Origin of the sequence: Alcaligenes sp. NLF5-7, assembly GCF_024266725.1 — a bacterium.
Lineage (GTDB): Bacteria > Pseudomonadota > Gammaproteobacteria > Burkholderiales > Burkholderiaceae_B > Alcaligenes > Alcaligenes phenolicus.
On sequence record NZ_CP100755.1, the window covers coordinates 285,971 to 300,084 of the forward strand.

Below are 14,114 nucleotides of genomic sequence, written 5' to 3' on the forward strand. Positions count from 1 at the left end.
TGAAGCCTATGGACATTGTTGAGGCTGAAATGGCGCTACGGGTGAATACCTTGAAACGTATTGCAAGGCATTCAAACCCAAAGCACATGATCTGCAAGGGCGCATCCCAATGCCCAATATCGCCCTGCAGATCTCAAACGGCTACCGTCTTAGCGTTGCAGCGCCGCCCAGGCTTTTTCCAGACGCTTGACCGAAACCGGCATGGGGGTGCGTAACTCTTGCGCAAACAAGGACACGCGCAGTTCCTCCAGCATCCAGCGAAAATCCCGCAAACCGCTATCAGTCGCACCTTTCAGCGCGGCCACGGCACGCTGGTACTTGGTCAGCAGAACCGACATATCCTGCATCAGGCGTTGATCGCGAGCCGGATCGGCACGCAGCTTGTCCACCCGTGTTTGTACCGCTTTCAAGTAACGCGGCATATGCGCCAACTGCGCGTATTCATTGCTTTCCAGAAACAAGGTAGGCATCAAGGCGTTCAATTGCTGCTGTATGTCTTTCAAAGCCTCGGGGTGGGCCTTGATTTGCGCCAGTTTCTTCTGGGCGGCACTCCATTCAGTCAGAATCTGCCCGGCCAGACGCGCCACTTCCTGGGCCACCAGACCCAGACGGCTGCGGCCCTCCTGCACGCGAGCCTCGAACTCGGCCTGGTTCTTGGGCCAGGGCTCCATCATGCAGGACTGCTCCAGAGCCACATCAATAATCTGGTCACGCAATTGCTCCTGCGTCCCCAGATTGATGTACAGCATGCTGATACGAGTCAGGTCCGTAATGTTCTTTTCCAGAAAGCGCACCTGCTCGCGCAGGGCCAAACGGAACAAGCGGCGCAAACCCTGACGGTGCTGACGCTGGGCCTGGGCCGGGTCATCGAACACATCCAGATCGCAATGGGTTTTCTTGTCGATCAAGGCCGGGTAGCCAATAAAGCTGCGCCCCTTGCGTTTGATTTCCATCAGCTCGGGCAGTTCACCAAAGCTCCAGCTGGTCAGTTGCTCGTGATCCAGCACTTGCGCTACCTGTTCGTCGCTGGCGGCCATTTGCTGGAAGGAGGCCTGGGCCTGACGGCCATGCTCGGCCTTGAGCTGATCCAGATTGCGCCCGCCCGACAACATGCGGCCATGCTCGTCAATGACCCGGAAGTTCATGAACAAGTGCGTCGCCAGCGTCTCGGGCTTGAAGTCACTGCGCTGCGGCCTTTGCTTGAGCTGAGTCCACATATCCTGCGAAATGGCGTCAAGCAGGCTCATGCCCGGATCGGCTGCTTTTTCAAACCAGCGTTGGTGAAAAGCGGCAGCATAATCGGGCAGCGGCACACAATGGCGGCGGATGCGTTGCGGCAAGGATTTCAGCAAAGCCAGCACTTTTTCTTTCAGCATGCCGGGCACCAGCCACTCGCAACGCGCAGCGTCGATCTGGTTCAAGGCGAACAAGGGAACGCTCAAGGTCACCCCATCGCGCACCGAGCCCGGCTCGAAGTGATAATCCAGCGCCATCTTCACGCCCTGCCATTCAACGGAGCGCGGAAAGACCTCGGTGGTGATGCCGGCTGCGTCGTGCTGCATCAATTCGTCGCGGTTCAGCTCCAGGCCCTTGGCCTCTTCTTTGGACAAGCCCTTGAACCACTTTTCCAATGTGGCGGTCTGGTACACGTCCTTGGGAATGCGCTGATCGTAAAACGCGTAAATCAGTTCTTCGTCCACCAGAATATCGGGGCGGCGGGATTGGTGCTCCAAACGCTCTACCGCCTGTATCTGCTGACGGTTATGACGCAGGAAAGGCAGGTTGGAGTCGATCTCGCCTGGCACCAGAGCCTGGCGCAAGAACAACTCGCGTGCCTGCACCGGATCAATGCGGCCAAAGTGAATGCGACGGCCACTGTAAATCAGCAAGCCATACAAGGTAGCGCGCTCATTGGCCACTACCTGCCCGGCTTTCTTCTCCCAGCGCGGATCGCCCCAGGTTTTGCGCAGCAAATGGGCACCGACTTTTTCAATCCACTGCGGCTCGATACGCGCCACACAGCGGGCAAAGAGCCGCGTAGTTTCCATCAGCTCGCCCGCAAGTATCCAACGGCCTGCTTTCTTGACCAGCTTGGAGCCGGGGTGAATCACAAAGCGCAATTCACGCGTGCCTTGGTAGACACCCGTTTCTTCACTCTTGTAGCCAATATTGCCGATCAAGCCCGTCAACAAGGCCAGATGCACCTGCTCATACGTGGCTGCCGAGGGGTTGGCGACCCAGCGCTGCTCCTGTACCAGACTGCGTAATTGGGTATGAACATCTCGCCATTCACGAATACGCAAAGGGGACAGCAAAGCCTGTTTAACGCTATTGGCAAACTTGCGCTGCGAGCTTTGTTCCTGCGACAGCTCTTCCAACCAGTTCCACAGCTTCACATAGGACAGGAACTCGGACTTGTCGTCGTTGAAACGGGCATGGGCCTGATTGGCCGCTTCACGCTCATGGACAGGACGATCACGCGGATCTTGCACGGACATGGCCGAGGCCACGATCAGCATTTCCGTCAAACAATGATGTTCATGACCGGCCAGAATCATGCGGGCCACACGCGGGTCCACAGGCAGTTTGGCCAGGGAACGGCCTACCTTGGTCAGGCGCTGCTGTTCATCCAGCGCACCCAGCTCTTGCAGAATTTGATACCCATCGGCAATCGCACGGCCAGTGGGCGGCTCCACAAAGGGGAAGGTTTCCACATCGTCCAGATGCAAGGCCTTCATGCGCAGAATCACCGAGGCCAGCGAGGAGCGCAAAATCTCGGGATCCGTAAAGGGGGGGCGGCTCTTGAAATCCTGCTCGTCATACAGACGAATACAGATACCGGGGCCAATACGACCGCAACGCCCTGCCCGCTGGCTGGCCGAGGCCTGACTGATCGCTTCAATACGCAGTTGCTCGACCTTGTTGCGCCAGGAATAGCGCTTGATACGCGCCAGACCACTATCGACCACAAAGCGAATGCCGGGCACGGTCAGCGAGGTTTCTGCCACATTGGTCGCCAGCACCACACGGCGCGCATTGCCTTTGGGTCGGAAAATACGTTCCTGATCCGCCTGCGACAGACGCGCAAACAAGGGCAGGATCACGGTATTGATGGGCTTTTCTTTTTCCAGCGCCTCGGTGGCTTCGCGGATTTCACGCTCACCAGGCAGGAAGACCAGAATGTCGCCCGTACCATGCCGGGCACATTCCTGCACCGCATCCACAATGCCTTGCATCAGATCCCGCTCCTCCTCGGAGGCGGAACGGCGTTCTTCGGCATCGACCAAAGACGGGTCCAGAATCGGGCGGTACACAATATCGACGGGATACAGACGGCCCGACACTTCAATGACAGGCGCCTTCCTGCCCTTGTGGGCAAAGTGCTGCGCGAAACGCTCGGCATCAATTGTGGCCGAGGTAATGATCAGCTTCAGGTCCGGACGCCGTGGCAACAGTTGCTTTAAAAAACCCAGCAGAAAGTCGATGTTCAGACTGCGTTCATGGGCCTCGTCAATAATGATCGTGTCATAGCGGCTTAACAGGGGATCGCGCTGGGACTCGGCCAGCAAGATCCCGTCTGTCATCAATTTGATGGCCGAGCGCGGTCCGGTCTTGTCGTTAAAGCGGATTTGGTACCCTACCCAGTCACCAATCTCCGATTGCAGCTCCTGGGCAATACGCTTGGCGACCGACGTGGCGGCCAGACGGCGCGGCTGGGTATGACCAATAATCTTGCCCTGCAGGCCACGGCCCAGCTCCAGACAGATTTTGGGTAATTGGGTGGTTTTGCCCGAACCGGTTTCACCACACACAATGACCACCTGATGGTCTTTGATCGCCTGCGCAATTTCGGCCCGTCGGGCGCTGACTGGCAGGTCATCAGGGTACGAAATTGTTGGTAAAGAGTGTGGGTTTTCAGTCAATTCGTCGGACTCGTGCATGAAAGGTAGTTTCTGGTACAGACATCATTATAATTTTGGCTTGAAACCATTTGGACGCAAAGATCCCCCGCAATGAACACAGACATCCCCGACTCGTACAACGCCATCGAACCACCTGATGAATCCCAGGCACAATTTGTGCGATGGTTCAGGGAAGTGGCGCCTTATGTGCACGATTTTCGTGGCAAGACGTTCGTGGTGGCCTTTGGGGGCGAGCTCATCAACGATGGACTGCTCTACACCCTGATCCCGGATTTGTCGCTGCTGTCAGCACTGGGCATCAAGCTGGTGCTGGTGCATGGCTCCCGCCCCCAGGTCAATGAGCAACTGCGCCTGAAAGGCGAAACCACGCAATTCGGTCGCGGTACCGAGCCAACCAGTGCGGTCGCTCTGGAATGCGCCAAAGAAGCCGCTGGTGAAATTCGCCTGGATATTGAAGCCGCTTTCAGCCAGGGTTTGCCCAACACCCCCATGTCACATGCCCAGATTCGCATCATTTCGGGCAACTTTGTGACCGCGCGTCCGGTGGGCGTGATTGATGGCCTGGACTTCAAGCATTCTGGCGCGGTACGCAAACTGGACGTGGACGCCATGCGGCTGATCATGAGCCAAGGAGCGCTTATTCTACTCTCCCCATTGGGTTTTTCTCCAACTGGCGAGGCCTTTACCCTGGACATGGAAGATCTGGCCACCAGCACGGCCATCGCCCTGCGCGCTGAAAAGCTGATTTTCCTGACCCCGGAGCATATCGGGCACTCCAATAATCTGGATATCGATTCGGAACTGGCCCGTGCCGATGCCGACTCCCTGCTGGCCTCGGGCAAGCTGGACGAGGACTGCTCCACCTTCCTGCGCTACGCCTCGCAAGCCGTCAAACGCGGTATTGCCCGTGCGCACCTGGTACCCTACAAGCAGGACGGCAGCATTTTGCTGGAGATCTTCACCCACGATGGGGTGGGCACCATGGTGGTGGAAGACACACTGGACGATTTGCGCCCGGCCAATCTGGACGATGTGGGTGCAATCGTGCAACTGATCGAACCCCTTGAAATTGACGGCACCCTGGTCCCCCGCGGCCGCTCGGTCATCGAGCGCGAGGTGGAGCAGTTCACGGTTCTGGAGCACGACGGCATTATTTACGGCTGTGTGGCATTAATTCCGTACGAAGAAGAAAGCATGGCCGAAATGGCCTGTCTCATCGTGCACCCGGAATGGCAAGGCTCGGGCGAAGGTGAAATTCTCTTGCGCCATACCGAAGCCAAGGCCCGTGCGGCCGGCTTCAAGCGTCTGTTTGTGCTGACTACCCGCACGTCTCACTGGTTTATCAAGCGTGGCTTTGTACAAGGTGGCGTGTCCGATCTGCCCAAGGGCAAGCAGTCGCATTACAACCGTTCGCGCAACAGCATGGTCTTTATTAAAAAGCTGTAAGCCGGTTTGCCACTCCTGCGCCCCTAAGTACAATACGCCCATCCAAGCATTTGATTGAAAAGGAACACATATGGCACGCATGATTCACTGTGTGAAGCTGAAACAGGAAGCCGAGGGCCTGGAGTTTCCCCCCTACCCCGGCGAGCTGGGCACCAAGATCTGGCACTCGATTTCCAAACAGGCCTGGGCCAACTGGATGGACGTGCAAACCCGTCTGGTGAACGAGAACCGCCTGAACCTGGCCGACGCCCGTGCCCGCACGTATTTGAAAGAACAGATGGAGCAATATCTGTTTGAAGACAAGGACGTGGAAGCCGACGGTTTTACCGCCCCTTCCGCTTAAGTCCCGATTCAGGACACGCACGCAGACCCCGGAGCATTACCATCGTGCTCCGGGGTTTCTTTATTTCTGCCCCCGACTCCCCCGCCTTTCCCCGCATTCTTATCAAATAGCCCCACCTTCAGCACGCAGCCAAAACGTAATTAAATGAAACGCTGCGCGACAAGTTAGTTTCAGACTGGTCAAAAATCAAAAGAAATGGGATTTTTCTACAGTTACCTGAAGCCCTAAGGCACAAAATCACGGCTGGCCTTGATGCGCATACAGTGCCCAAGCCACACCGGCCCATCACGTGTCCATGTCTGAGCAGCCTTGCGCCGAGCCCTGCACAGCACCGCCGCTTACTGCTTTACCCACAGGAAAAGAAGTTCATGTGCCGCCTAGACCTACCCGAGATTGACCAGTACTCCACTCACTTGCGCCTGTGGCTGGTCAACCTGAGCTATTTGGAGGCTTTGTATGGGCCGCAGTTTCATGCTTTTGTGCTGGATACCGTGCAGCAAAGGCTGCTGGACTGTGGGCTGACTGCCAATGAAATCTTTATCCGGGGAGATTTTGTCCTGATTGCCTTGAAGCAGTTGGGCAAGCAACACCGCTTTCAGCGTACCCATCCCAATGCCCTGGCCCAATTGCTGGGTGCTGCACTGGAGTGTGACCCCATCACCCAGGATGAGCACCGCATCTACCTGCACACCCAGATGGCTTACCACTACGATAGCCGTCAGTACGACACGAATCAGCTCCACCCTCCCGCTCCCAACCCCTGCTCTCATAATCATCCAGCCACGCTGGCCGCCTGGCACAAGGTCTGGGCCAAGACGTACCGGGACGATATGAGTCTGGCAGTTCGCATGCTGGATGATTTACAGAATGGGCTGCTGGCCCTGGCCTTTCAGCCCATCTATCACCTGGGTGAAAAACACAAGAACAAGGACTTTTATGAAGAAGCCTTGATTCGTCACTGTGGCACGGCGGATTACTCTTTACCCGAGGCCATCGCCGCTCTGGAGCGATTAGGTCTGGTGTCCCGGCTGGATCGCAGTGTCTTGGGCAGTGTGGTGGAGCTGCTCAGTACAAAACCCGGTCTTTGTCTGGGAGTGAATATCTCCGCAGGCTCCCTGCAGGACGATTTGTGGTGGCAGGATCTGTTCAGCTATCTGGACAGTCGCCCGGATGTGGCCCAGCGCCTGATTCTGGAGGTGACGGAAACCGGCACCATCGCCCACAAGCCCACGGCGCTGCGCCTGATTGCCCAACTGCAAAACCTGGGGGTACGGATTGCTCTGGACGACACGGGATCGGGCAATAGCACCCTCGCCTTTCTGGTGCAGACCCATGCCGACATTATCAAAATTGACCGCTCGATCTTGCTGCGGGCACGCAGCCCCGGTCAGCCAGCCCATTTGCTGCGCAACCTGGTCAATGTCTGCGCCGACTACAGCCCCTACGTAGTAATCGAAGGTGTCGAGGATGAGGCTGATCTGGAGTTTGTGCGCCAGTCCGGTGCGCACGGCGTACAGGGCTATCTGCTGGCCTTGCCAACGCTGACCCCGCCCTGGTGGGACTCGGCAGTGTTGATAACGGTGCAGGATGCGGTCCTGCTACGTACCCAGTTCTATCCTGATCAAGCCCCCAAAGGCTACGGCTTTGGTTTTTGAAAAGCAAACAAGCCTTGCATGTTGTCATGCAAGGCTTGCAGCAAGAAGGCCCGGGTCGGAATCAGGCTTTGTCTTCGGATTCCGGTTCTGGCAAGGGCTCACCACGCGCAGTACGTTCGGTGTTCTTCACACCGGTGTGACGCACGTCGTCACCACGTACCATGTAGATCACGCGTTCAGCCATGTTCTTGGCATGGTCACCAATGCGCTCCAGCGCACGGGCGATAAAGATCAGGTCAATGGAGTGCGAGATCGTGCGTGGATCTTCAATCATGTAAGTGATGATGTGACGCAGCGAACCCTTCCACTCACGATCCACTTCCTTGTCGCTACGCACAATCTGTGCTGCGTGTACGGCATCCTGGCGCGCAAAGGCGTCCAGCACATCGTTGATCATGCCAGCAACCGAGGAGCTCATATGACGCAGCTCCACCACAGGCTCGTAGCCAGCGGTGCCTTCGTGCAGACGACGAGCCATCTTGGCGATGCGCTCGGCCTCGTCCCCGCAGCGTTCCATATCGGTCAGCATTTTGGAGATGGACAGCAACATGCGCAAGTCAATGGCGGTGGGTTGATTACGGGCGATCAGGTTGGTGATGCGCTCGTCAATTTCCACTTCCAGGCGGTTGATTTCTTTTTCACGCTCGCGAACCTGGTCAACCAGCGACATATCCCCGGTTTGCAGGGCTTCGGTCGCACTGCGAACCATAGATTCAACAATACCGCCCATCTGCAAGAACAGCGAACGGGTGGCCTCCAGATCGGAGTGAAACTGCTTATTGGTATGTTCGTTCATAGTGGCCTTCTGTAACAGCAAAATGGCTCGCGCCAGCGCTTAATCCGTGCATAGATTAAGCACCGATTATGACAGAGACATTAAAATTCAGAAACCGTCGCCAGGCAGGGTACGCACACCCTGTTGACCGGCAATCAAGGCCACGCTGGCTGGGGCAATCGCGAACAGACCACAGCACACCACACCGGGCATATTGTTGATCTGGGCTTCCAGAGCAGCCGGGTCTGCAATCGACAAACCGGACACGTCCAGAATCAGGCCACCGTTATCGGTGACAAAGCCCGTACGCTCGACGGGATTACCGCCCAAGGCACGCAATTGACGAGCCACGGCATTCTTGGCCATGGGGATGACTTCCACCGGCAAGGGGAACGCCCCCAGGCGATCCACCAGTTTGGAATCGTCCACAATGCACAGGAACTTGTCCGAGACCGAAGCCACGATTTTCTCGCGGGTCAAAGCGCCACCGCCGCCCTTGGTCATGTTCAACGCCGCATCGATTTCGTCGGCACCATCCACATACCAGTCCATACGTTCGATGGTGTTCAAGTCTTGCACTGCAATACCCAGACTTTGCAGGCGAGCGGTCGAGCGCTCCGAGCTGGAAGCAGCAGCCTTGAAGGCATGTTTGTGCGCCGCCAGAGCATCAATAAACAAATCAACCGTGGAACCCGTACCCACACCCAGAATGGAATCCGGGGTCAGGAAAGGAAGGACGTAATCAACCGCGGCCTGAGCCACCTGTTGTTTGAGTTCGGTCTGTGTGTACATGGCAGATATAAAAATGGGGGGGCTTGGCCCCCCTTGGTTTATTTAAGAAAACGAGCGGCAAATTTGCCTTCGTTGAAACCCACACTGACCTCGCCCTCGGGCGTAATCAGCAAGGGGCGGCGCACCAGCGCCGGAAATTCAGCAATCAAGGCCAGCCATTGGGCATCGTCCTGCGGCTCTTTACGTTCCGCAGGCAAATTACGCCAGGTCATGGAGGCGCGGTTAACCAGCTTGGGCCAGCCACCCAGCTCCTGCGCCCATTGTTGCAAGCGGGCCGCTTCCAAGGGATGTTCGCGGTAATCCACAAAGTTCAATGGCAGACCGTTTTGCTCAAACCAGGCAATCGCCTTTTGGCAGGTGCTGCAATTTTTCAAACCATACATCGTGAACACGGCAATACTCCTTATCAATCAGGCGCGACGCTCGCGGCGTACCTGCAAGCGGCTGGCGACTACAACAAAAATACCAATCACCAAAATCAGCAGGGTTGCCAACGCATTGATCTCGGGCTTGAGACCCAAGCGTACGCGCGAAAACACTTCCACCGGTAACGTGGTAAAGCCAGGACCGGACAGGAAGGAGGCAATCACCACATCGTCCAGCGACAAGGTAAAGGCCAGCAACCAGGCCGCCATCAAGGCAGGCACGATCGAAGGCAGGACCACCTGGAAAAACGCCCTCAAGGGGGTGGCACCCAAATCAAGCGCCGCTTCTTCCTGAGAGCGATCCAGCTCACGCATACGCGATTGCAGAATCACGGTCGCGTACGCGGTGCACAGCACCACGTGACCAATCCAGATAGTGAAGATACCGTTCTGTTCCGGCCAGCCAAACAGGGAGTTCAGCTCCACAAACATCAGCAGCAGGGAAATACCCAGCACCACTTCCGGGATGACCAGCGGTGCACTGACCAGACCGATATACAGAGCAAAGCCCTTGAAGCGTCCCATACGGGCCAGCACATAGGCGGCCCAGGTGCCCAGAATGGTGGCCATGGTCGCGGTCAGCACGGCTATCAGGAAAGACAGCTTGGCAGCACTGAGCAGCGCTTTATCCTGAAACAGGGATTCGTACCAGCGGAAGGAAAAACCCGACCAGGACGTCATGATGGCCGATTCATTAAATGAAAAGACGATCAGGAACAGGATAGGAATGTACAGAAAACCAAAGCCCAGCGTCAGGACGATGGCACGCAGCCAGGGATTAGGCTTGGTCATGAGCGGCCTCCCCGTTGCGCTTCTATCTGTCGCATCTGGCTGTACTGGAAGAAAATCAAGGGAATGATCAAGAGCAGGACCATCACGCAAGTGACGGCAGCAGCCATCGGCCAGTCCGCATTATTGAAGAACTCGGTCCACATGACACGGCCCATCATCAAGGTGTCAGCCCCACCCAGCATTTCCGGAATCACGTACTCGCCTACGGCCGGAATAAACACCAGCATGGCACCGGCAATCACGCCGGACATGGACATGGGCAAGGTGATATTCCAGAACGCCGACCAGGGACGTGCGCCCAGATCGTAAGCCGCTTCCAGCAAGCGCATATCCAGCTTTACCAGATTCGCATACAAAGGGAGGATGAAAAATGGCAGATAGGCATAGATCAAACCGATATAGACGGCCAGATCGGTGCGGTAGATTTCCAGCGGCGCATCAATAATGCCTATCCACAGCAAGACCTGATTGAGCAGGCCATCGCCACGCAAGATGCCTACCCAGGCGTAGACACGCAGCAGCATGGAGGTCCAGAAAGGCAGAATCACCGCCAGCAACAACAGACTACGCACGGCGGGTGAAGAGCGCGCAATGTAGTAAGCCACCGGGTAGCCGATCAGGATACAAAAGATCGTGGTGACGGCAGCCATCTTCAAGGAGCTGACGTAGGTGGCCAAATACAGATTGTCGCTGAACAGCAGGATATAGCCGCGCAGGTTCAGTACAAAGGAAATGCTTTCCTCGGCAAACTGGGCCAAGGGCGTATACGGCGGCACCCCGAAATCAAGATCGGCAAAACTGATCTTGAGCACGAGCAAAAATGGCACCAGCAGAAACAGGATCATCCACAGGAATGTGGGTGCGACCACCAGCGTGCGACTGGTGGGCAGCAGTTTGCGCCAGGACAGGTTCTTCATGTGCTCAGTACCGTTGCGCTGTCGTCGGACCAGGACACGTAGACCTCTTCGTCCACGCCGGGAGCATCTGGCTGGGCCAAGGTGCCGCTAGGCATTTGCGCCTCGATCAACATGCCGGCGTCCAGACGAATCTGGTAGCGGGTGTAGCTACCCATCCAGGACACATGAGTCACGATGCCGTGGCCCCAGTTGGTGTCCTCGGAAGGCAACTCACGACTCACCTTGATCTGCTCGGGACGAATGGACACATACACGTCCATGCCCAGCGGTTCGCTGATCCCGTGGCTGACATACAAGGGGCGGTTTAACTCCTCGCACTCGATATGAACGTGGTCCGGTTCGTCCACCGTCACTACGCCGGTGAACAAATTGGTGGAACCGATAAAGCCCGCCACAAAGCGCGAGTTCGGGAAGGAGTACACATCGTAAGGCGTACCGGACTGGATGATCTGCCCATCGGACATTACCGCCAGTCGGCTGGCCATGGTCATGGCCTCTTCCTGGTCGTGAGTCACCATAATGCAGGTCACTCCCACACGCTCCAGAATCTTGACCAGCTCAATCTGGGTTTTCTGACGAATCTGCTTGTCCAATGCGGACATGGGTTCGTCCAGCAAGAGCAGCTTGGGACGCTTGACCAGGCTACGCGCCAAAGCGACACGCTGTTGCTGCCCGCCTGACAACTGATTGGGTTTGCGGCGTGAAAAACCCGCCATCTGCACCAGATCCAGGGCTTCAAATACGCGTTCGTGGATTTCGTTGCGGGGCACGCCTTCCTGCTTCAAGCCAAAAGCCACATTGGCCTCAACCGACATGTGCGGAAACAGCGCGTAGGACTGGAACATCATATTGACCGGCCGCCGGTAAGGCGGCAGGTCGGTAATATCCTCGTTGTCCAGATAAATCCGACCGGAAGTCGGCTCCTCGAAACCTGCCAGCATACGCAGCAAGGTGGATTTGCCACTGCCTGAACTACCCAGCAGCGCAAAAATTTCGTGACGGGCGACGTCCAGACTTACAGACTGGACGGCCACCGTATCGCCAAAAATCTTGACGACTTCGTCCACACGCACGAAAGCATCCTCGCCATCCATCCAGGGCGAGGTTCCGGTACGGATATCTTGCATGATGCCTTAACGTCCAGACTTGAGTTCAGCCCACAGGCGCGTTTGCAGACGCTGCACCTTCAGTGGCTGTGGTTTGATGACGAACAAAGTCTTGGAGACTTCGGGCGAAGGGTAAATCATGGGGTTGTCAGCTACTTCCTTGACCACGAACTCGCGCGCATCTTTATTGGCGTTCGGGTAGAACATGGTGTTGGTAATGGCGGCATGGACTTCCGGCGTTTCAATGTAGTTGATGAAGGCGTGGGCCTCTTTCACATTGCTCGCGCTCTTGGGGATGGCCATGGTGTCAAACCAGACCGGAGCCCCGCCTTGCGGAATGTAGTAGTCGATGGCGTACGGCTTTTTAGCCTGGCGCGCACGATCAGCGGAGATCATCACGTCGCCGGAGAAACCGTAGACCATGCACAGATCGCCCGCAGCCAGCTCGTCGATATAGCCCGAGGAGCTGAACTGACGTACGTAAGGACGGATTTGCTTGAGCAAGTCCAGGGCTTCGCGGTAATCGGCTTCATTGCTGCTGTTGGGGTCTTTGCCAATGTAGTGCAGCACGGCCGGGAACACCTGGGCGGCTTCGTCCAGAATGGAAATGCCACAGCCTTTCAGCTTCTCGGCATTTTCAGGCTTGAACAGCATGTCCCAGTTGCCCAGGTCCACCTGCTCGCCCATGATCTCTTTGACTTTGGTAACGTTGTAGCCCAGGCCATTGGTGCCGTAGCCCCAGGGAATCAGGTATTCATTGCCGGGGTCCACATCGGAGAGCAGCGCCATGATGTCCGGATCCAGATGGGACCAGTTGGGAATCTGACTTTTATCCAGCTTCTGGAACAAACCGCCTTCGATCTGACGCGCTGCGTAATGCGTGGAGGGAACCACCACGTCGTACCCCGACTTGCCCGTCAACAACTTGGCTTGCAAAGTGTCGTTATTGTCGTAAACGTCATAACGCACGGTAATGCCCGTGGCTTTCTGAAAGCCGGACAAGGTGTCGGGGGCCGTATATTCAGCCCAGTTATAGACGTTAACAACCTGATTTTGTGCCTGTGCAACAGGCATGATGGCAGCAGCGGCCAGCAGGCCGGCGAGTACCTGTGGTGTGTTCATCCCAAAAGACATCACGAGTCCCCTTCCTATCGAAAGCGAAAAACCCAAAAGGCGAGATGATAAAGCTTTTTTAAAGCCCGTAGTCGTAATTAACGCTGCGTTTGGTGACGGTAAGCAGAAAACATCTGCTGCCACCACTGATCGCCACGCGGCCCACACACTTTGAGCAAAGATCGTCTCAGGCGTTGCACATTACCCAGCGCCTGGGCGGGGCTGACGGGCCCCTGTCGTGCACGGTCAAAATCGATCAGCCAGACTTTGTCATTCGCATCCAGCAAAATATTGTAGGCGTTAAGGTCAGCGTGCCAAACCTCGAATTGGTGCATGCGGACAATCTCGTGTGCCACCGCTTCGGGGGAGGCACGGTCCAGGCACAGAGTCAAAGGCTGCACATTGGGCACCCGCTGGCTTATCAGAGCCGCATGGTACCAAAAACCTTGCTGCCACCATGCGCCCGCCAGCACTTTGGGGACGGCCAAGCCCTTGTTGTGCAAATAAGACATCACCTGAAATTCTCGCCAGCTGCGAGTCCGGGATGCCCCTTGCCACAAGTAGGAAGACTCATTGAAGCGAGCCACCAGACCACCACGGCGGTAGTGACGCAGCACCGCCTGACCAAAGGGCCCGTTCACAAACCAGGCGGCCTGACGACCACCCTGTCCCACCTTGCTGGCCTGGTCGCCATACGAGGTGGCCTCGAACCAGCGCTGCAAGGCCTCAGGCTCCAGATCCAGCTGATTGGCCAGCTCCGGTGCCAACAAGGCACCGCCGCCGGGCAAAGAATAGACAGTTTCGGATTGGGTGCTCACAGCAGCTCC

The 14,114-nt window shown here is 56.7% G+C and carries 12 protein-coding genes; 3 read left to right on the plus strand and 9 right to left on the minus strand.

What is annotated here, in order from left to right; all coding sequences use genetic code 11:
* Nucleotides 1-149 precede the first annotated feature (149 nt).
* The gene (hrpA, locus tag MID00_RS01400; protein ID WP_254499571.1) at nt 150-3,941 is read right to left on the minus strand and encodes an ATP-dependent RNA helicase HrpA; all 3,792 of its coding nucleotides are present in this window, start codon (nt 3,939-3,941) and stop codon (nt 150-152) included.
* A gap of 72 nt (nt 3,942-4,013) precedes the next feature.
* Here hrpA and argA point away from each other — a divergent pair, with 72 nt between their 5' ends.
* From argA to MID00_RS01415, 3 genes are all read left to right on the plus strand, one after another.
* Nucleotides 4,014-5,369, plus strand: a complete 1,356-nt coding sequence (argA, locus tag MID00_RS01405; protein ID WP_009461662.1) for an amino-acid N-acetyltransferase — start codon at nt 4,014-4,016, stop codon at nt 5,367-5,369.
* A 70-nt stretch (nt 5,370-5,439) separates the two neighbouring features.
* A complete protein-coding gene (locus MID00_RS01410; RefSeq protein WP_009461661.1) occupies nt 5,440-5,712 on the plus strand; it encodes an oxidative damage protection protein in 273 nt (90 codons plus the stop codon).
* Between the two features lie 368 nt (nt 5,713-6,080).
* Nucleotides 6,081-7,367 carry an EAL domain-containing protein gene (locus MID00_RS01415; RefSeq protein ID WP_254499572.1) on the plus strand — a complete coding sequence of 429 codons (1,287 nt, stop codon included), beginning with the start codon at nt 6,081-6,083 and terminating at the stop codon, nt 7,365-7,367.
* A 61-nt stretch (nt 7,368-7,428) separates the two neighbouring features.
* Here MID00_RS01415 and phoU read toward each other — a convergent pair whose 3' ends face one another.
* The 8 genes from phoU to MID00_RS01455 form a co-directional block, all read right to left on the minus strand.
* Complete coding sequence (phoU, locus tag MID00_RS01420) at nt 7,429-8,163, minus strand: phosphate signaling complex protein PhoU (RefSeq protein WP_009461659.1); 735 nt, start codon at nt 8,161-8,163, stop codon at nt 7,429-7,431.
* Between the two features lie 87 nt (nt 8,164-8,250).
* A complete protein-coding gene (rpiA, locus tag MID00_RS01425) occupies nt 8,251-8,934 on the minus strand; it encodes a ribose-5-phosphate isomerase RpiA (protein ID WP_035270715.1) in 684 nt (227 codons plus the stop codon).
* Between the two features lie 38 nt (nt 8,935-8,972).
* Nucleotides 8,973-9,332, minus strand: a complete 360-nt coding sequence (locus MID00_RS01430) for a Spx/MgsR family RNA polymerase-binding regulatory protein (RefSeq protein ID WP_161808944.1) — start codon at nt 9,330-9,332, stop codon at nt 8,973-8,975.
* Between the two features lie 12 nt (nt 9,333-9,344).
* Nucleotides 9,345-10,151: an ABC transporter permease subunit gene (locus tag MID00_RS01435; RefSeq protein ID WP_009461654.1), complete on the minus strand. Its 807-nt coding sequence runs from the start codon at nt 10,149-10,151 to the stop codon at nt 9,345-9,347.
* Nucleotides 10,148-11,068, minus strand: coding sequence for an ABC transporter permease subunit (locus MID00_RS01440; protein WP_254499573.1), 921 nt, complete (start codon nt 11,066-11,068; stop codon nt 10,148-10,150). The genes MID00_RS01435 and MID00_RS01440 overlap by 4 nt, the downstream gene beginning before the upstream one ends.
* Complete coding sequence (gene potA, locus MID00_RS01445) at nt 11,065-12,195, minus strand: ABC transporter ATP-binding protein (protein ID WP_009461650.1); 1,131 nt, start codon at nt 12,193-12,195, stop codon at nt 11,065-11,067. The genes MID00_RS01440 and potA overlap by 4 nt, the downstream gene beginning before the upstream one ends.
* 6 nt (nt 12,196-12,201) lie before the next feature.
* A complete protein-coding gene (locus MID00_RS01450; protein WP_009461648.1) occupies nt 12,202-13,308 on the minus strand; it encodes a polyamine ABC transporter substrate-binding protein in 1,107 nt (368 codons plus the stop codon).
* Between the two features lie 77 nt (nt 13,309-13,385).
* Complete coding sequence (locus MID00_RS01455; protein ID WP_009461646.1) at nt 13,386-14,105, minus strand: 3-deoxy-D-manno-octulosonic acid kinase; 720 nt, start codon at nt 14,103-14,105, stop codon at nt 13,386-13,388.
* Nucleotides 14,106-14,114 lie beyond the last annotated feature (9 nt).

Excerpts from the sequence above, each read along its gene's own strand:
- hrpA (WP_254499571.1), bottom strand. The coding sequence starts at position 3,941 with ATGCACGAGTCCGACGAATTGACTGAAAACCCACACTCTTTACCAACA.
- argA (WP_009461662.1), top strand. The coding sequence starts at position 4,014 with ATGAACACAGACATCCCCGACTCGTACAACGCCATCGAACCACCTGAT.
- MID00_RS01410 (WP_009461661.1), top strand. The coding sequence starts at position 5,440 with ATGGCACGCATGATTCACTGTGTGAAGCTGAAACAGGAAGCCGAGGGC.
- MID00_RS01415 (WP_254499572.1), top strand. The coding sequence starts at position 6,081 with ATGTGCCGCCTAGACCTACCCGAGATTGACCAGTACTCCACTCACTTG.
- phoU (WP_009461659.1), bottom strand. The coding sequence starts at position 8,163 with ATGAACGAACATACCAATAAGCAGTTTCACTCCGATCTGGAGGCCACC.
- rpiA (WP_035270715.1), bottom strand. The coding sequence starts at position 8,934 with ATGTACACACAGACCGAACTCAAACAACAGGTGGCTCAGGCCGCGGTT.
- MID00_RS01435 (WP_009461654.1), bottom strand. The coding sequence starts at position 10,151 with ATGACCAAGCCTAATCCCTGGCTGCGTGCCATCGTCCTGACGCTGGGC.
- MID00_RS01440 (WP_254499573.1), bottom strand. The coding sequence starts at position 11,068 with ATGAAGAACCTGTCCTGGCGCAAACTGCTGCCCACCAGTCGCACGCTG.
- potA (WP_009461650.1), bottom strand. The coding sequence starts at position 12,195 with ATGCAAGATATCCGTACCGGAACCTCGCCCTGGATGGATGGCGAGGAT.
- MID00_RS01450 (WP_009461648.1), bottom strand. The coding sequence starts at position 13,308 with ATGTCTTTTGGGATGAACACACCACAGGTACTCGCCGGCCTGCTGGCC.